Source organism: Gordonia sp. UBA7599 (genome assembly GCA_002477755.1).
Lineage (GTDB): Bacteria > Actinomycetota > Actinomycetes > Mycobacteriales > Mycobacteriaceae > Gordonia.
In genome coordinates, this window is sequence record DLKD01000137.1 from 1 (window position 1) to 17,302 (window position 17,302).

16 protein-coding genes are annotated in these 17,302 nt (G+C 69.0%); 6 read left to right on the plus strand and 10 right to left on the minus strand.

What is annotated here, in order from left to right:
* Nucleotides 1-161 precede the first annotated feature (161 nt).
* Together B4L26_RS15945 and B4L26_RS15950 are read left to right on the plus strand one after the other, a co-directional pair.
* Nucleotides 162-2,537: a hypothetical protein gene (locus tag B4L26_RS15945; RefSeq protein WP_290720329.1), complete on the plus strand. Its 2,376-nt coding sequence runs from the start codon at nucleotides 162-164 to the stop codon at nucleotides 2,535-2,537.
* Nucleotides 2,534-3,685, plus strand: coding sequence for a toll/interleukin-1 receptor domain-containing protein (locus tag B4L26_RS15950; protein WP_290720332.1), 1,152 nt, complete (start codon nucleotides 2,534-2,536; stop codon nucleotides 3,683-3,685). The genes B4L26_RS15945 and B4L26_RS15950 overlap by 4 nt, the downstream gene beginning before the upstream one ends.
* Here the strand turns inward: B4L26_RS15950 and B4L26_RS15955 are convergent.
* The 5 genes from B4L26_RS15955 to B4L26_RS15975 form a co-directional block, all read right to left on the minus strand.
* Nucleotides 3,627-4,550, minus strand: coding sequence for an AAA family ATPase (locus tag B4L26_RS15955; protein ID WP_290720334.1), 924 nt, complete (start codon nucleotides 4,548-4,550; stop codon nucleotides 3,627-3,629). The two genes, B4L26_RS15950 and B4L26_RS15955, sit on opposite strands and share 59 nt — an antisense overlap.
* 5 nt (nucleotides 4,551-4,555) lie before the next feature.
* Nucleotides 4,556-5,821 carry a glutamate-5-semialdehyde dehydrogenase gene (locus tag B4L26_RS15960; RefSeq protein WP_290720336.1) on the minus strand — a complete coding sequence of 422 codons (1,266 nt, stop codon included), beginning with the start codon at nucleotides 5,819-5,821 and terminating at the stop codon, nucleotides 4,556-4,558.
* 112 nt (nucleotides 5,822-5,933) lie between these two features.
* Nucleotides 5,934-6,596, minus strand: a complete 663-nt coding sequence (locus tag B4L26_RS15965; RefSeq protein WP_290720337.1) for an HNH endonuclease family protein — start codon at nucleotides 6,594-6,596, stop codon at nucleotides 5,934-5,936.
* Nucleotides 6,597-6,674: 78 nt separating this feature from the next.
* Nucleotides 6,675-8,945, minus strand: coding sequence for an ATP-dependent DNA helicase RecG (locus B4L26_RS15970; RefSeq protein WP_290720339.1), 2,271 nt, complete (start codon nucleotides 8,943-8,945; stop codon nucleotides 6,675-6,677).
* Nucleotides 8,946-8,949: 4 nt separating this feature from the next.
* Nucleotides 8,950-10,638, minus strand: coding sequence for a DAK2 domain-containing protein (locus B4L26_RS15975; protein ID WP_290720342.1), 1,689 nt, complete (start codon nucleotides 10,636-10,638; stop codon nucleotides 8,950-8,952).
* Between the two features lie 185 nt (nucleotides 10,639-10,823).
* Between B4L26_RS15975 and rpmB the strand changes: the two genes are divergently transcribed.
* On the plus strand, nucleotides 10,824-11,012 hold the full coding sequence (rpmB, locus tag B4L26_RS15980; protein WP_290720345.1) for a 50S ribosomal protein L28: 189 nt from the start codon (nucleotides 10,824-10,826) through the stop codon (nucleotides 11,010-11,012).
* A gap of 79 nt (nucleotides 11,013-11,091) precedes the next feature.
* Nucleotides 11,092-11,871, plus strand: coding sequence for an enoyl-CoA hydratase/isomerase family protein (locus tag B4L26_RS15985; RefSeq protein ID WP_290720347.1), 780 nt, complete (start codon nucleotides 11,092-11,094; stop codon nucleotides 11,869-11,871).
* Nucleotides 11,872-11,905: 34 nt separating this feature from the next.
* Here the strand turns inward: B4L26_RS15985 and B4L26_RS15990 are convergent, their stop codons facing one another.
* Genes B4L26_RS15990 through B4L26_RS16000 form a run of 3 tightly spaced genes read right to left on the minus strand, consistent with a single transcriptional unit; the run spans nucleotide 11,906 to nucleotide 14,083 of the window.
* Nucleotides 11,906-12,583, minus strand: coding sequence for a uracil-DNA glycosylase (locus tag B4L26_RS15990; RefSeq protein WP_290720349.1), 678 nt, complete (start codon nucleotides 12,581-12,583; stop codon nucleotides 11,906-11,908).
* Between the two features lie 3 nt (nucleotides 12,584-12,586).
* Nucleotides 12,587-13,108 (minus strand): gamma carbonic anhydrase family protein, encoded by a 522-nt coding sequence (locus B4L26_RS15995; RefSeq protein WP_290720351.1) that lies wholly within the window; start codon nucleotides 13,106-13,108, stop codon nucleotides 12,587-12,589.
* Between the two features lie 18 nt (nucleotides 13,109-13,126).
* Complete coding sequence (locus B4L26_RS16000; RefSeq protein WP_290720353.1) at nucleotides 13,127-14,083, minus strand: thiamine-phosphate kinase; 957 nt, start codon at nucleotides 14,081-14,083, stop codon at nucleotides 13,127-13,129.
* Nucleotides 14,084-14,119: 36 nt separating this feature from the next.
* On the opposite strand from B4L26_RS16000, the gene B4L26_RS16005 reads away from it, so the two are divergent.
* Nucleotides 14,120-14,674: a DUF3515 domain-containing protein gene (locus tag B4L26_RS16005; RefSeq protein WP_290720355.1), complete on the plus strand. Its 555-nt coding sequence runs from the start codon at nucleotides 14,120-14,122 to the stop codon at nucleotides 14,672-14,674.
* Here B4L26_RS16005 and B4L26_RS16010 read toward each other — a convergent pair.
* Together B4L26_RS16010 and B4L26_RS16015 are read right to left on the minus strand one after the other, a co-directional pair.
* Complete coding sequence (locus tag B4L26_RS16010) at nucleotides 14,671-15,672, minus strand: NAD(P)H-dependent glycerol-3-phosphate dehydrogenase (protein WP_290720356.1); 1,002 nt, start codon at nucleotides 15,670-15,672, stop codon at nucleotides 14,671-14,673. The genes B4L26_RS16005 and B4L26_RS16010 overlap by 4 nt on opposite strands.
* Before the next feature lie 74 nt (nucleotides 15,673-15,746).
* Complete coding sequence (locus tag B4L26_RS16015; protein WP_290720358.1) at nucleotides 15,747-16,274, minus strand: YdeI/OmpD-associated family protein; 528 nt, start codon at nucleotides 16,272-16,274, stop codon at nucleotides 15,747-15,749.
* A 48-nt stretch (nucleotides 16,275-16,322) separates the two neighbouring features.
* On the opposite strand from B4L26_RS16015, the gene cofC reads away from it, so the two are divergent.
* Nucleotides 16,323-17,302, plus strand: a 980-nt coding sequence (gene cofC / locus B4L26_RS16020; RefSeq protein WP_290720360.1) for a 2-phospho-L-lactate guanylyltransferase, incomplete at its 3' end; no start/stop codon positions are given.

The window sequence follows — 17,302 nt, forward strand, 5'->3', positions numbered from 1 at the left end:
GTCGGCGCTAGACGGCGACCAGCTACGAAGGTCCACGGCCGAAGGGCCGGAATGCCCTGTCCAGAATTCCAGTCCAGCACGCACAGTGGCATCGAGCCGCCAACTCGATAGCCAGCCCCGCCCAGGAGTCCGATGAGCGCCGCCTTCCAATACGCGGCCAAATGCTCCGCGCGGCCGTCCCCGAGCCATGGATGAACTGGCCGGTCACCGCGAAGACGCGGAAATGCCTGCGGATCGCAACGTATGGTGCCGCCGCTTTCGTGGTGGCTTATCTGGCGTGGGTCGCCGCCTACCCGTCGGTGCTCGACCGAGTGAGTCCGTGGCTCGGTTGGTTCGGACAGCCGGGTTCGGTGGCGACTATCACGATCGCGGCCGTCATGGTTGGTTTGGCCTGCGCAGTCGCCTGGCGGGCCGGCGGGGATCGGTCAGTCGGACGCCCGATCGGTCTCACCGTGGCGCTCACGGCCGTCAGCGCCCTGCTCGGGTTCAGCTCGTACGCCTGGTGCCATGACGAAGCGCATCCAGGGTTCTTCACCGGCCTGGTGTGGGCCGGCGGTGTCGTCCGCGGCGGTCTGGACGACCGTCATGTGGCGGGACACCTTTGCCCGGCCCACGCCCCGGTAGCGCTGGACATCGCGAGGGTCAGCGCCCTGGCTGCGCTGTTCGTCGGGGTCAGCGGCATCGCGGTCGCCTTACTGGAGTCCCGGCTGGACCGGTTCCGGCTGCGCTTCGATTCCTCCGTCACCGCGATCGTGGGTGCCGACGATGATGCCGACTCCACAGTCTCGGCCATTGCGCGGACTCTCGAGAAGAACAGCACCCTGGCCGTCATCACTACCCCCGCGGACGCGGGCCGCCGCGGCGAACTGCGCCACAGCGGAGCCCGCATAATCGCCCTGGACTTCAGCCAGCCCGATGCGCTGCAGTCACTTCCCATCTGGCACAAGGTGACTCGACTCTATCTGCTGTCGGCCGAGCCGAGCACCAACCTGCACCGGCTCGACAGCATCAACCACTGCCTGCCCGCCGGGCACATCCGTCGTCCCCTCACCGTACGCATCGACGATCCCTGGCAGGCCGAGGCGTGGCGCGCCCGGCAGCTGGGCGGTTCGGACAGCAGGTGGGCCGGTGACGCCATCGGCCGATACGAGGCCACCGCGCACCGGTTGATCAACCGAATCGTCGAGCAGCGCCAGGCGGGCCGGATCATCGTCTGCGGGACGACACCGCTCACGCTGGCGGTGTGTGCCGATCTCTCCCGTCGCCGACTCGAACGGAACTTCTTCAGCGAGCCCGGGGAACCACCGCTACCGACTGTGACTCTCGTCGGTGAAGATGCCGAGGAATACCGGCAGAATCAGGAGATCCGCCTGGCTCTTCAGGGCCTCACGTCGGCTCGGGACTGGATCGATGCGGCGCCGCAGCGACCTACCCCCTCGTCGATCGCCACCCTCGTCGCCAAGGCACGCGCGGGGCGTCCGGACGGTGTGGCCATCATCATCGCCGACAACCGGGGCAACCCGATGCTCGCCACCATGTTGGCGACCCGGCTGCCCGACGTTCCGATCTACGCGCACGCCCAGGACGGTCCGGAAACGCTGGACGTCCCGCCGATTGTCGGTCGCCTGCAGGCCTACCGGCTGACCATGGATCTGCTTCCCGGCGGTTCACATGATGTGTGGGAGCGAGCTGCCAAGCTCATCCACAATCGGTACGTCGCCCAGCTCGGTGGCACCTCTCCGGCGGCGCGGCCGTGGGCGCAGCTCGACGAGTTCTACCGAGGATCGAATAGACGGCAGGTTCGCAACACGTTGTGGATGGTCGAGCAGATAGCAGGCCGCGTATGGGATTCCGCGACGGCGTCACCCGAATCTCCACCGACCAAGTTGGGCGACGAGGCCGCACCCCTCGACCGGCTTGCCGTGCTGGGCATCGACCGCACCGCTGCACTCGCCATGGCCGAGGCCGAACACCGGGATTGGTGCCGCTACTACCGGGCGGCCGGCTGGCACTACGCCGCGGTCCGCGACGACGACCGCAAGGCTCATGACGGACTGGTGAGCTGGCAGAACATCCAAAGCGATCCGGTCGCACTGAACCGGGCACTGACCAGCCTCGCCTCGACTTTGTCCGCGCTGCATGAGCTCGGGTACCGGTCTCGACCGGCGTGGCAACAGTTCCGTCGTACCGGCACCGTCGTCGCCCACCGCCACACCGCCCCCTGGTCGTGGACGTCGGCGTCGGGCCAGACGATGCACGCCGACGCCGGCGACTGGGAGGTCAGCGGCGAGGGTGGCGATACTTGGTCGGTGCGCGACGACATCTTCCGGTTGACCTACCAACCGGTCGACGGGGAACACTGGCGCCGTGACGGCGTCGTCCAAGCCCGACCGGCGCATTCCGGGGAGGTCATCGACACCTTGGAGGGTCCACTTACGGCGCAGCCGGGAGACTGGGTCGTGCGCGGACCGGCGGGCGAGCAATGGCCGGTTCGCCCGGAGGCCTTCGGTCGGCAATACGAACGGGTCGCACAGTGACCGCCGCGGTGTTCCTCAGTTACTCCAGCCGCGACCGCGGCCGGGTGGACAACCTATTGTCGGCGCTGCGGCGGGCGCACGCGGACGTGTGGTTCGACGAGGAACTCGGTGGCGGCGACGCCTGGTGGCAAATGATCCTGGAACGCATCCGTGGCTGTGATGTGTTCGTCTTCGCAATGACGGACGACTCGTTGAAATCGCGGCCATGCCTGGCCGAGCTCGGCTATGCCCGGGCGCTCGGCAAACCCGTCCTACCGATACAGATCGGTCCGGTCCAGAGCCTGCGGCTGACACCCCTTGCCACGGTCGAGACGATTGATTTCGAGACCCCGACCGTCGACAGCGGTATCCGACTGGTGACGGCGGTGCAGGAGGCGGCGCAGCGCAGTGCGTCCCTGCCCGTACCGCTGCCGGAGGAGCCGCCGGTCCCGTTCGCCTATCTGATGCGCCTGGCCGCGTCGGTCACTGGAACCGACCTCGACCCGCAGCGCCAGGTCGAGTTGCTGGCCGAGCTCAACACAATCGTCGGCCAGGACGCCGATGACCCGACGACTCGGGGCGACCTCGCCCATCTGCTGCGGACATTGCGCGACCGCTCCGACGCGACGCGCCAGACCCGCGACGAGGCCGAGCGCCTTCTCGGACTGCTCGGGACTCCGGCGTTGCGGACCACGGATTCGCCGCCGCCGGCTGCGGCGCGCCGAACAAAGAAGTGGCTGATCACCGGCGCGGCCGTGGTCGCGGGATCCGCGGTGGTCGTGGCCGGCATGGTGGTTCTCCGGTCCCGGACTCACGAGCCGGTCGCAGCGCCGAACACCAATGCATCGTCTGGGGCCCCCGGCGCGCAGTCGACCGGAACCCCGGGCGGCCCGCAAACATGGTCGCCCACAACGGGTGCGGCACCGCCGAGCGTGGCCAAGGACCAGCTCACCGCCATCCTGCTCAGCCCGCAGGAAGTCACCGCCATCATGGGCGGATCAGCGCACGGAGCTTTAAGCCTGGATCGAAGGCGCACGCACAGGCAGTGCCGTGCGTTGCGTGAAATGCCACGTCGCTCGCAGTTCCGGCGGCGCGGTGGTCATCGGCAGCTCAACTCTTGTCGAGTTTCAGCTCTTTGCGCGCGGTGGCCAGGTCGGGGCGGTGTTTGAGGACGACGCCGAGGGTGCGCTCGATCAATGAATCGTCGACGCGCCCCTTGGCGAGGTTCGCCTCCGGCGTGCCCGGTGCCGCCCCCGCCGAGAGGGCGAGCAGGGTGTTGCCCCAGTCGATGGTCTCCGAGACCGACGGCTTCTTGCGGATGTCCAGACCGCGCAGCGCGCCGATGATGCGGACGACCTCGGCCGCGAGGACGTCGGGCAGGTCCGGCACGCGGCTGGCCAGGATCTCCTTCTCACGACCGGCGTCGGGGAAGTCGATGTGCAGGTAGAGGCAACGGCGCTTGAGGGCCTCGGACAGTTCGCGTGCGGCGTTGGAGGTGAGGATGACGATCGGGCGCTGCACCGCGCGCACAGTGCCCATCTCCGGGATCGACACGGCGAAGTCAGAGAGCACCTCCAAGAGCAGGCCCTCCATGTCGACATCGGCCTTATCGACCTCGTCGATCAGCAGCACCGTCGGCTCGTCGCGCGAGATCGCCTTGAGCAGCGGGCGCGGGAGCAGGAATTCATCGGAGAAGATGTCGGTCTTGGTGTCATCCCAGTCCCGCGCACCGGTCGACTGGATGTGCAGGATCTGCTTGGCGTGGTTCCACTCGTACAGCGCGCGCGCTTCATCGAGACCCTCGTAGCACTGCAGGCGGACCAGTTCTGCGTCGGTGGCGGCGGCGATTGCCTTGGCCAGCTCGGTCTTGCCGACCCCGGCGGGGCCTTCGACGAGCAGAGGTTTGCCGAGCCGGTCGGCGAGGTAGGTCGCGGTGGCGGTGGCCGAATCCGGTAGGTACCCGGTGCCCGACAGGCGCTGCGCGACATCGGTGACCGAGTCGAAGGCGGGGACGATTGTGGCGTCGGTAGTCATTCAGATCACGCCGGCCGGATCTGTCCGTTGCCCCACACGACCCATTTGGTCGAGGTCAGTTCGGGCAGGCCCATCGGGCCGCGGGCGTGCAGCTTCTGCGTGGAGATGCCGATCTCGGCACCGAAACCGAACTGCTCGCCGTCGGTGAAGGCGGTCGAGGCGTTGACCACGACCGCAGCGGCATCGACGCGATTGGTGAACTCGTTCGCGGCGGCGAGATCGGAAGTGATGATCGCCTCGGTGTGCCCGGTGCCGTAACGGCTGATGTGCTCGACCGCTTCGTCGAGACCGGCGACGCGGCGCACCGCGATGTCCAGCGAGAGGTACTCCTCACTCCAGTCCTTCTCATCGGCCGGCTCCATCCCCGGTTCGTCACCGTGGATGGTGACACCGGCGGCTTTGAGGGCGTCGGTGAGGCGCGGGAGGGCGACGTCGACGATGGCCTCGTCGATCAGAACCGTCTCCGCGGCGTTGCACACGCTCGGGCGTCGGGCCTTGGCGTTTACGACGACGGTCTCGGCCATGTCGAGGTCGGCCGCGGAGTGGACGTACACGTGGCAGTTGCCCGTCCCCGTCTCGATGGTGGGCACGGTGGCGTTGGCGACGACGGCGTTGATCAGCCCGGCACCACCGCGGGGGATGACGACATCGACGAGGCCGCGGGCCTGGATCAACGCGGTGACACTCGCCCGGTCGTGGGCCGGCAGTAGGGAGACCGCGTCGGGATTGAGGTCGTGGGCGGCGAGCACGTCGCGCAACACGGCGACAATCGCGGCGTTGGAGTCGGCGGCCGACCCGGATCCGCGCAGCAGCACCGCATTGCCCGACTTGAACCCGATGCCGAACGCGTCGGCGGTCACGTTGGGCCGGGCCTCGTACACGATCCCGACGACGCCCAGCGGCACCCGCACCTGACGCAGCGACAGCCCGTTGGGCAGGGTCTTGCCGGCGGTGACCTCGCCGATCGGATCGGGTAGTCCCGCGACCTGGCGCAGGCCGTCGGCAATTCCACGCACCCGGTCGGGCGTCAGGCGCAGCCGGTCGATGAGTGCGGCCTCGGTGCCGTCGGCCTCCGCACGGGCGATGTCGGAGGCGTTGGCAGCCAAGATCTGCTCCTGCGCGGCCTCGACGGCGGCGGCGGCGGCAGCGAGCACCGTGTTCTTTGCCGACGTCGAGAGACCGGCCAGGCTGCGCGACGCCGCTTTCGCTGCGGTGGCCAGGGCAGTGACCTGGGCGGTCACGTCGGCGGTGTCGACGGTGGGTGCGCTCATCGGCTTCCTTCGCTCGAAAGTGCTATTCGACCAAGGTTAACCCTGCGGAGATCGGCACATATACCAGGGAGCTCGGTGATAATCACCGAGGTTGCGGCTGTGGAGACACTTTTCAGCAGTCCGTCAACGCGCGGTGCAACGCGTGCGCAGACGGCTCGTCGAGCAAGAGTGGATAGGCGGCCAGCACCGCGACGAACTGCTGGGCGTATTGGCAGTGGAAGCGACGCGCGGGCGGCATCCATCGCGCCGGTTCAAGGTCCTTCTTGTCCTGATTGGACCTCCCGTCGACGGCAACCAGGTTCGCCGGGTCATTGGCAAAGCGCAACCGTTGCGTCGACGACCAGGCGTGCGCCCCCATGTCCCACGCATAGGACAGCGGAACAATATGGTCGATCTGCACGGCCGCCGCGCGGCTACGTCGGAACACGAACACCCGGCCCGTGTAGGGGCTGCGCAACCGGCCGGCGGTCACGGTCGCCGCGCACCGCGGGCCCGTCGTCGTCACCACCTCATCGAGATCGCGGCGCAGGATGTCGTTGCGCGTGTCGCACGCATTGTTTCCGCCGTGCGCGTCGGTCTCGTCGGCCCAGGCCGCACCGAACGCCGAGCGTTGATAGTCCGACCGGTGTGGCAGGCGGGCCGCCACGCGGGGGATCCTCTCGAGCTCGACGAGCCACCCCCGAGCAGCCGCCGACGGTGGCCGCCGATGGTCGACGGCCAGCGATCCTGCCGCAACCACGGCCAGCGCGGTACACACGATCAGCGCCGCCCACATCCGGCGCGACAGGACTATCCGTCTCCCCCACATACGGCCTTAGACGCAGCGGACGCACATACGGTTCCTCGCCTCGGTTCAGGACTTGTCGAGGAAGGCGGCGCGGGAGCCGATCACAGCGTCGACGATCGCGGCGGCGCCGGGGTGCTCGTCGAGGACGAACCCGTCGTCGACGACCGTCCGCGCCAGTTCGCGCGCATCGGCGATCACGTCGGCGTCGGTGAGCAGCGAGAGGAACCGCAACGACGAGGACCCACCGGATTGCAATTCGCCCAGCACGTCGCCCTCGCGACGCTCGGCAAGGTCGAGGCGTGCCAGTTCGAAGCCGTCAGTCGTGGCCGCCACCGCCGAGAGGCGGCGGTATGCGCCGGATCCCTCGGGCGCGGCCGTGACCAGCAGGCACAGGCCGGCCAGCCCGCCGCGGCCCACGCGACCACGCAATTGGTGCAGCTGCGAGATGCCGAAGCGGTCGGCGTCGATGATCACCATCACGGTGGCGTTGGGAACGTCCACACCGACCTCGATGACCGTCGTCGACACCAGCACGTCGAGCTCGCCGGCAGTGAACTCGTCCATCACCGCGGCCTTCTCGTCGGCCGGCATTCGTCCGTGCAGCATGCCGACTCGGCACTGCGGCAGCCGCGCCACCACCTCGTCGTACAGGTCCACCAGTGCGACGGCCTCGCGCCGCTGATCGCCGCCGGACTTCGCCGCCTTCTCGCCGGTCTCGTCACCAATGCGCGAACACACGACGTACACCTGGCGGCCGGCCGCGACCTCCTCTGCGGCCCGCTCCCACACGCGGTTCATCCACGCGGGCTTGCCCATCGGCACGACCGACGTCGAGATCTCCTGACGGCCCTTGGGCAACTCGGTGAGCACCGAGGTCTCCAGATCGCCGAAGACGGTCATCGCGACGGTGCGCGGGATCGGTGTCGCCGTCATCACCAGGTGGTGCGGCACGCGACCACCGGAGGACTTGGCCCGCAGGACGTCGCGCTGCTCGACGCCGAAACGGTGTTGCTCGTCGACGACGACGAACCCCAAGTCGAAGAACTCGACGTTCTCCTGCAGCAGCGCGTGCGTGCCGATGACGATCCCCGACGTGCCGGTGACCACGTCGAGCAGGCTCTGGCGCTTCTCGGCGGTCCGCTGCGAACCGGTGACCAGCGTGATGGTCGTCGCGACATCGGCCGCACCGAGCTCGCCGCCAATCCCCAGGTCGCCGAGCATAGTTCGGATCGTTCGGTAGTGCTGCGCAGCGAGCACTTCGGTGGGCGCCAGCAGCGCGCACTGTTGCCCGTTGTCGACGACTCGCAACATCGCCAGCAGCGCGACGAGCGTCTTGCCGGAACCGACCTCGCCCTGCAACAGGCGGTTCATCGGCACCGAACGGTCCAGTTCATCGTCGATCTGCCCGAGAACCGCCGTCTGCCCGTCGGTCAACGTGAACGGCAGGCGCGCGGTCAACGCGTCCTCGATCCCGCCGGACACGTGCGGGCAGGCGCGTGCGGTCTCCGCCCGGTCCAGCCGTGCACGCTGGGCCAGCACGAGTTGCATGGCGTAGGCCTCATCGAAGCGCAGTCGCTGCCGGGCGGCGTCGATCTGGGCCATGTCGTCGGGCACGTGCATCGCGTGCCACGCCTCATCGGTGGTCAACAATCCGCGCTGCTGCCGCTGCTGGTGGGTCAGCGCATCGACTACGGCCTCCCGCCCTGCCGCGTCCAACCGGGCCAGCACCTGGCGAATCGCCCGCCAGATCACCCAGGTCTGCACGTCTTTGGTCGCCGGGTAGATCGGCAGGATGGCCCGGTCGAAGGCGTCGTCGAGACTTGCGTCGTCGCCCGCCGCCTCTCGTGCCTCCTGCTCGACGGCGTAGAGCTCGCTCATCATCGAGTTGCCGACAGCGGCGACGTCGGGGTCGGTCCCGTCGGGCAGCACCGCCCATTCGGGGTGGGCGAGCTGCACCCGCCCCTGGTAGAGCCCCACTTTGCCGGCCATCATGACCCGCGCCCCGGGCTGCAGCTTGTTCTTGATGTAGCGCGGGTTGAAGAAGCTCGCCTCGTAGACGCGGGTGTCATCGTCGACGAGAACTTTGAGGAACTGGCCGTTGCGACGCTTCATGCGGATCAAATCGGCGCGCGTGATCCGCCCGACGATGGTGATCCACTCCCCCGCCTCGGGCAATTCGTCGGCGGAGACAACCCCGGCTTGGGCGTAGCGCCGCGGCGCATAGAACAACAACTGCCCGACAGTGTGAAGGTCGAGGCCATCGAGCTTGGCGGCGATGTCGGCGTCGAGGATGTCGGCCAGCGGCGTCGCCGGGTTCACCGGTGCCGCTGCGCCCACCCGATCACTCAACCCCGACCTGCAGCACCGAATCCGTCTGTCCGCACGGGTATACCGCCAGTTCGATACCGGGGTGCACGCGCCGGACGTAGCTCTCCAACTCGGCGACGAGCTCGGGATCCTCGTCGAGGGTCGATCCGGCGAGCACGGTGATCAACTCACCGCCGGTGGCGAGCATGAGGTCGAGCAGCGCCGTGGTCGCGCCCAGCGGCTCGTGGCCGATGACGAGGGCGTCGGAGCCTATGTAGCCGAGCATGTCCCCGGGTTCGCTCGTGCCGGCCAGCGTCATCAGCGGCCCGTCGGCGCACTGCACCGATCCCCAGCGAGTGGACGACGCGGCCTCGGCCATCGCGTACGCGTCGACGTCGGCAGCCTCCCCGGGTTCATGGACGGCCAGCGCCGCGAGGCACTGCACCATCGACGCCGTCGGGAGGAACACGACCGTCCGATGCGCCGACCTGGCTCCGGCCGCGACGGACACCAATTCCTGCGACGCCAGTTCGCCGTTGGCCATCACGACGACGTGCGCCGCGTCGGTGGCGCGGATCGCGTCGGCGAGCGCTTCGGCAGACAGGCCATCATCCGCGTCGACGACGGCGGCACCGGCCTCGGCGAACAACTCGCGCGCCCCGGCCCCCTTGGCGACGACGACGACGGCGCGCTTGTGCCGTGGCAACGGCTCGTCGGGCGCCGCCGAACGCAGCGCGTCGAGCGCAAAACAGGAGATCCGCACGTCGCTGATCGCACCGACGACCACGCCGGCCTCCACCGCCTTGCCCGGCTCATTGGTGTGGACGTGCACCGAGAACCGCTCCCCGCCGCCGCTACTGCTGTCACCGACGATCACGACGGCGTCGCCGATCTCGGCGAGGTAGTCGCGCAGCCGGCCAATGCGCTCGTCGGCCGTCCCGTCCAACAGGTACATGACCTCGAAGTCCATGTCGCTGCTGCCGTCGCAAGCCTCGTCGGCGCGCTGGACGGGCAGGTTGCCCTCGACGAGCAGGCCTCGGTAGTTGCGCCGACGGTTGGCCACACCCGTCAGCACCAGCACCATCGAGTCGAGCAGCACCAGCATGCCGCGACCGCCCGCGTCGACGACGCCGGCGTAAGCGAGTTCGGCGAGTTGCTCGGGCGTGTGCTCGAGCGAGTCGGCCGCGGCCTCGGCAGCTACCCGAGCCAGGTCCGCCGGAGCCGCGTCGAGGTTGTCGTTGGCAGCCGCCGCAGCGGCGCGCAGCACCGTGAGCACGGTGCCCTCGCGCGGCTCGCTGACGGCGCGTACCGCGGCCAGGGAGCCCAGCTGCAGGCCGCCGGCGAACATTCGGGCAAACGAGTAGTCGCGCTCGACCTCGGCGAGTGCCGCAGCGTCGGCGACGCCCACCAGGACCTGCGAGAGGATGATCCCGGAGTTGCCGCGGGCACCTGCGACCGCCGCATCTGCCATCGCCCGGGTCACCGCCGCCACCCCGGCGTCAGCTTCCACGGCCTCCGCGCCATCGGCTGCCGCGTTCATCGTGAAAGCCATGTTCGAGCCGGTGTCCGAGTCCGGAATGGGGAACACGTTGAGCTCGTTGATCTCGCTACGCGCCGCGGCCAGTCCGTCGGCCGCTGCTCGCGCCCAATCGCGCAGCAGTTGCGGGTTGATCCGCGACGGCCGATCGCCGCTGCGTGCTGTGGTGGGGGCTGAATCAGACATCGTATCGAGATTAGCCCGCGACGCCCGGGCGCCGTGGGCGGGTCCGGCGCTTTCGCCCCACGGATTTGGTTGCCGTACCCCGCTGCCGCTATCCTTGTCAGGTTGCGTTCCGCGTCCTTCGTGGTCGGCTGATACGCACCCACAGACCACGTAAGTGATCCCCAACTACTCGAGGAGTGTTCGATATGGCTGCCGTCTGCGACATCTGCGGCAAAGGCCCCGGCTTCGGCAAGTCGGTCTCGCACTCGCACCGGCGCACGAGCCGCCGCTGGAATCCGAACATCCAGTCCGTGCGAGTCGAGGTCGCCCCGGGCAACCGCAAGCGCAAGAACGTGTGCACGTCCTGCCTGAAGGCTGGCAAGACCACTGTCTAATTAGCTTTGATACGGCGACCCCCGATGGCATCTGTCCGTCGGGGGTCGTCGCTTATTCGCGCGGGGTTACGCTGCTGGTATGACTGAGAACTCCTCTGTGTCCGGCGCCGACGGCGTATTGAGCATCGCGGTCTCCAGCCCCGCCAACGGCACCTCCCTCGACGACAACGCCCTCGACGAGGCGATCATCGCGCTGACCGCACTGCTCGCCGGTCAGCGCGACGAACGGGTAATCCTCCTCCACGGATCGGGGAAGAACTTCTGCGCCGGCGGCAATGTCGCGTCGTTCGCCACAGCTGTCGACCGCACCGAGTTCCTCGCCGAACTTGCCGATCGGCTGCACCGGACGATCGCCCTGATCGTGGAGTCCGGCCGACCCGTCGTCGTCGCGGCCAAGGGGTGGGCCGCCGGCGCCGGGATGAGCCTCACCATGCTCGGCGACATCGTCGTCGGCGGTCCGTCGACCAAAATGCGCCCGGCCTACCGCGGCATCGGGCTGAGCCCCGACGGCGGGATGACCTGGACCCTGCCGCGCATCGTCGGTCTGGTCCGGGCACGGAAGATCATCCTCACCGACCAGATCATCGACGCACCAGAGGCGCTTGAGCTCGGGCTGCTCACCGAGATCGTCGACGACGATCGGGTCGATGCCAGTGCCCGCGAGATCGCCGTCGCGCTGGCCAGCGGCCCGGCCGCCGCACTGCAGGCCACTGCCGCACTGCTGCGTGCCGATCCGGCCACGACGCTGGTCGAGCAGTTGGCTGCCGAGGCCGCGTCGATCTCCTCGCTGGGCGGCCGGGCGGAGGGAATCGAGGGTGTCGACGCCTTCCTCGGTAAGCGCAAGCCCGTCTGGCCCTGACGCCGACCGAGCCCAAATCCGCGTCGAGCGAGCCCTACGGCAGTCGCCAGTCGACCGGTTCGGCGCCCAACCCGACCAGCGCGTCGTTGGCCCGGCTGAACGGCCGCGATCCGAAGAACCCGCGCGACGCCGAGAGCGGCGACGGGTGCGGTGAGGCGATCGTCGGGACTCCCGGCAACCATTGCGCCAAGTTCTGTGCATCGCGACCCCACAGGATCGCGACGAGGGGCTCCTCGCGTGCAGCAAGGGCTTTGATCGCACACTCGGTGACCGCCTCCCAGCCCTTGCCGCGGTGCGATCCGCTGTCATTGGCGCCGACGGTGAGGACGCGGTTGAGCAGCAGCACGCCCGCGTCGGCCCATGGCGTGAGGTCGCCGTTGACCGGACGCGGATAACCCAGGTCGTCGCTGTACTCGGTGTAGATGTTGGCCAATGAGCGCGGGACCGGGGTGACCTCCGGTGCCACCGAGAAGCTCAACCCGACCGCGTGTCCGGGTGTCGGATAGGGGTCCTGCCCGACGATGAGCACGCGCACGTCGGCCATCGGGCGGGTGAACGCGCGCAGCACGTGCTCCCCAGCCGGCAGATAGCGTCGGCCGGCGGCGATCTCCGCGCGCAGGAAGTCCCCGAGTTCGGCGATGACCGGGGCCACGGGATCGAGGGCCTCCGCCCAATCAGGGGCGACGAGTTCAGACAGCGGCTTGGCAGGCATCGCTCAGTCCAGGCGACGCAGGTTCTCGCGGTAGTACTTCCCGTTCTCGAAATACATCGTCGTGTTCAAGTCGATGTGACCCTGCGGGACCTCGTAGCCCTCGCGGATCTTTGCGGGGATGCCCAGCGCCATGCGCCGCGGCGGCACCACGAAGTTGAACGGGACGACCGCACCGGCCCCGACGATCGCGCCGTCGCCGATCGACGACCCGTTGAGCACGATCGATCCGGACGCGATCAGCACCTCGTCGCCGATCGTGGCCCCCTCGATGTGCGCGTTGTGCCCGACGGTGCAGCGGGCGCCGATAATCGTCGCGTCGATGACCGTGCAGTGCACGACGGTGCCGTCCTGGATATTGGTCTTCTCCCCGACGCTGATGGTCCCGTAGTCGCCGCGCAGCACGGCTCCCGGCCAGACCGTCACGCCGTCGGCAAGGGTCACGTCGCCGATGACGACGGCGTCGGGATGGATGTAGGTGTCGGCACCGATCGTCGGTTCGCGATCGCCAAGTGCGTAGATGGCCACCAGAGGAATCTAGCGCTTCTACACGCTTTGCCAACCCTGGACCCGCGGCGGCTCCCCGTCGATGAGCACCGGCTCGGCGCGATCGGGCACGACTCGGCCGATCACCGTCCAGCCCCGCGGCACCGCATCGGGGCCGGCGAAGGCGCCGAGCAGTTCGTGGTCCTCCCCGCCGCCAAGCGCCCAGGGACGCGGGTCGGCGCGCAGCGCCACCGCGACCGCCCGCACCGCATCGGTCACCGGGACGGCACCGGAATCCACGTCGACGCCGACGCCCGACGCCGAGCACAGCACCGCCAGCTCCACGACAAGGCCATCGGAGACGTCAGTCAGGGCATGCGCACCCGCGCGCGCGGCCACCGGACCCTGCCCGAGGTCGGGAGCAGGGCAGCGGAATGCGCTCACGACTTCGCACGCCGCAGGATCGTTGAGCAGGTCGACGCCGCTGGCGAGGACCGCATACCCGGCGGCCGAGGCGCCCAGCGGGCCACTCACCGCGAGGACATCGCCAGGGCGAGCACCCGACACGCGCACGGGCTCCCGACCGTCGAGAACGCCGACCGCGGTGATTGACACCGAGACGTCAGATGCCTCGACGAGATCACCACCGAGCACCGAGGCACCCAGCGCGGCGGCACACCCCACCACTCCCCGATTGATCCCGACGACCACGTCGGCCGGAGTCGTCGACGGCGCTGCCAGCGCGACCAGCACCCCGGTGGTGCGCGCCCCCATCGCCGCGATGTCGGCGGCGGCCGCGATGACCGCGCGCGCCCCGATCTGTTCGGGCGTGCTCCAGTCGAGCCGAAAATGCCGCCCGGCGACCGCGGTGTCCACGCTGAGCACCGTCGCCCCGGGGTCGACGACGGCGGCATCGTCGCCGGGTCCGACGACCGAGCCCGGTGTACCGGCGGCGCGGGCGAATTGCGTCAGCAGCGCGCGCTCGCCGACGTCGGCGACGGTTGGCCGTGATGTCATGGGCACCCAGTCTAGGGTCGCCGCTACTCTGGTCGCGTGACCGCCGACGACGATTCGCCCGATTCCGCCTCCGCATCGAGTTCGCCGACCCGCAACGACGACGGACGGCTGTCCCCGGCGTTCCTCGCGACGTTGATCACCATCCCGGTGATGATCATCGTCGGCTTCATCACCTTCGCAGTATTGCGCGATGGCACGAGCTCCCCCCTCGACGGGATGGCAGCGCAGCCGGGCACCGAGCAAGCGTGCGCACCACTGATGGCCGCCCTCCCGACGACCCTGGGTTCCTACAGCGACAAGTCGGTGACGGGGTCCTCGGCGAAGTGGCGCGCGAGCAACGGCGACGCGGTGTTCCTCCGCTGTGGGGTGGCACGACCACCCGGTTTGGCCCCGTCATCGCGCCTGCAGGTCGTCGACTCAGCCCAATGGTTCATCACCGACGACCGCGACAACGGCGTTGCCTATGTCGCCGTCGACCACCGCCCCTACGTCGCGCTGTGGCTACCGATGAACTCGGGCACCGCACCGATCAGCGGCATCACTGCACTCATCGACAAGCATTTGGCACGCGCGCCGCTCGAACTGGGTTAGTGGATCTCGGGCTTGTGCGGCCGGCCCAGGAGCGACGCGATCGCGTCACTGACGCTGAGCCCCTGGTGGCACACCCGATCGACGGCATCGGTGAGCGGCATGTCGACGCCGTAGCGCTCCGCCAGCGCCTTCACCGAAGCACAGGACTTCACGCCCTCGGCGACCTGGCCGTTGGTGGCGGCCTGCGCCTCTTCCAGCGTCTTGCCCCGACCCAGCGCGAACCCGAAGGTGCGGTTGCGTGACAGCGGTGACGCGCAGGTGGCGACGAGGTCGCCGACGCCGGCCAGTCCCGCCAGCGTCCGGACGTCGGCACCGGCCGCAACGCCCAAACGCATCGTCTCGGCCAAGCCGCGGGTGATGATCGTGGCCAGCGTGTTCTGCCCCAGGCCGACACCGGCCGCCATTCCACAGGCCAGGGCGATCACGTTCTTCACCGCGCCGCCCAGCTCGCACCCGATGACATCGGTGTTGGTGTACGGGCGGAAGTAGTTGGTGGAGACCGCCTCCTGCAGGACGACGGCGCGCTGCTCGTCGGCGCAGCCGATCACCGTCGCGGCCGGTTGGCCCACGGCGACCTCCTTGGCGAGGTTGGGCCCGGACAGGACTGCGATCCGCTCCGGCCCCGCCCCGGTGACGTCCGCAACGACCTCCGACATGCGCATCACCGTCGACGTCTCGACGCCCTTGGCCAGCGACATGTAGGTCATGTCGGGTGTCAGGTATGGCAGCCACTCCTCGAGGTTGCCGCGCAACGACTGCGACGGAACGCCCAGCACGACCACGTCGGCACCGCGCAGCGCCTCTTCGACGTCGCTCACCGCGACGAGGGCCTCCGGCAGCGGGATCCCGGCCAAGTAGTCCGGATTCTCATGGGTGGTGTTGATGGCCTCGGCCAACGAGGGTCGCCGAGCCCAGATCCGGGTCGGCGTTCCTGCGTCGACGAGCACTTTCGCCACCGTCGTCCCCCACGACCCGGCTCCCATCACGACGGCCTGCACGACGCTCTCCTCTCACCGTCCGGCTCGGTTGCCCGACTTGTACTTGCGCTCAGCCTAGACGGTCGCGGGCGCGTTCAAGTCCCGATGAGTTTGCCGCTGCGCGCCAATTCAGGATCGGTGCACGAGGACAGGTCGAAACAGCACGGTCGGCGCTTGCCGGCGCGCAGCTTGTCGATCGCTACTTCGATGCGGCGGCTGCGCGTCTGAGCGTTAGCCGTCGCGTTGATCCAGCGCACCCACTCCCATCGCGCCATCGGGGTGATTGCGTTCCACAGGCCGGCCGTGTCGGGTGCCGCGCGCAGAGCTGTGGCGAAGTCGTCGGGGACGTCCGGCTCGGGCCAGTCCTTGGTCGGTTCGACGACGACGCCGACGGTCGTCCCGCCGGGAAATCCGTCGTCGTCGGCGGGCAGCCAGTGCCCGCGACGGCCGTCGGGTTCGATCACCGCGTCCCGGGTCTTCCCGTCGATCCCCACCATCGCGGCTACCTGCCCACGCGAGGGCAGGGCGGCACTGGCCGCGTCGGGGAATCGGAGGATCAGCCGGTCGCCCAACTGTTCCACCTGCGCCGTGAACTCGATCGTCTCCGCAGCTGCCGCAGCCATGCCCCCCAGCGTAATCGCGCGGCGCGGCACCCCTGCCATGATGGACGGGTGACATGGGGTGCGGTGTTAGCGGTCAAGCAGTTGCCCGAGGCGAAAACCCGCCTCGCCGGTGACGGGGATGATCGTGCCCGGCTGGTGTTGGCGATGCTCTCCGACGCCCTCGTCGCTGTCGTCGGCGCAGGGTTCACGCCGATTGTCGTGACGCCCGACGAGCGCATCGCGGCCGCCGCGCGCGAGGTCGGCGCACTGATCGCCGACGAACCCGAAGGGGGCGGACTCAACGCCGCGTTCCTCCACGGTCAACGCGAACTGGTGCAGCGCCAGCCCGAGATCGCCGGTGTCGTCCTACTGCAGGCCGACTTGCCCGCCCTCACCGCGGGCGCCCTGCAGGCCGCAGTGGCCGCCCACGAGCAGACCGGCGCACGGGCGCGATCACGCCAATCCTTCGTCGCCGATGCCGCCGGGTCGGGCACCGCCGCGGTCCTGCGTTCCGCGACGGTGGCCACACCACCGCTGTTCGGGCCGGCGTCGGCGCAGGCCCACCGCGTGGCCGGCGTCGTCGACATCACCCCCGACAACACCGATTCCGACGACGATTGGGCTGGTTTGCGACGGGATGTGGACACCCTCGACGACCTGGCCGGCGCGGCCGAAATCGGGGTCGGTGCGAGCACCGCACAGTGGTTGTATTCGCGCTCGCGGGCATCGGCTGCATGCCTATCAGCCATGGTGCATGATGAGGCGGTGAGCGCCGACGGACCCGAGAACCCGACCGCGACCGGCACCGTGGACTCCCCGACTGCTGAGGCGGATTCCGCCGATCCGGGCCCCGGCGCACCACCGGCGGCGACCGCACACCCCGACGAATCCGCCGATCTGCCGGCCGACCGATACCTCAACCGCGAATTGTCGTGGTTGGACTTCAACAGCCGTGTCCTGGCGCTGGCCGAGGACACCTCGCTGCCACTGCTCGAACGCGCCAAGTTCCTGGCCATCTTCACGTCGAACCTCGACGAGTTCTTCATGGT

Coding starts and splice junctions, on each gene's coding strand:
- B4L26_RS15945 (WP_290720329.1), top strand. CDS start 162: ATGCTCCGCGCGGCCGTCCCCGAGCCATGGATGAACTGGCCGGTCACC.
- B4L26_RS15955 (WP_290720334.1), bottom strand. CDS start 4,550: ATGACTACCGACGCCACAATCGTCCCCGCCTTCGACTCGGTCACCGAT.
- B4L26_RS15960 (WP_290720336.1), bottom strand. CDS start 5,821: ATGAGCGCACCCACCGTCGACACCGCCGACGTGACCGCCCAGGTCACT.
- B4L26_RS15965 (WP_290720337.1), bottom strand. CDS start 6,596: ATGTGGGCGGCGCTGATCGTGTGTACCGCGCTGGCCGTGGTTGCGGCA.
- B4L26_RS15975 (WP_290720342.1), bottom strand. CDS start 10,638: ATGTCTGATTCAGCCCCCACCACAGCACGCAGCGGCGATCGGCCGTCG.
- rpmB (WP_290720345.1), top strand. CDS start 10,824: ATGGCTGCCGTCTGCGACATCTGCGGCAAAGGCCCCGGCTTCGGCAAG.
- B4L26_RS15985 (WP_290720347.1), top strand. CDS start 11,092: ATGACTGAGAACTCCTCTGTGTCCGGCGCCGACGGCGTATTGAGCATC.
- B4L26_RS15990 (WP_290720349.1), bottom strand. CDS start 12,583: ATGCCTGCCAAGCCGCTGTCTGAACTCGTCGCCCCTGATTGGGCGGAG.
- B4L26_RS16000 (WP_290720353.1), bottom strand. CDS start 14,083: ATGACATCACGGCCAACCGTCGCCGACGTCGGCGAGCGCGCGCTGCTG.
- B4L26_RS16015 (WP_290720358.1), bottom strand. CDS start 16,274: ATGGCTGCGGCAGCTGCGGAGACGATCGAGTTCACGGCGCAGGTGGAA.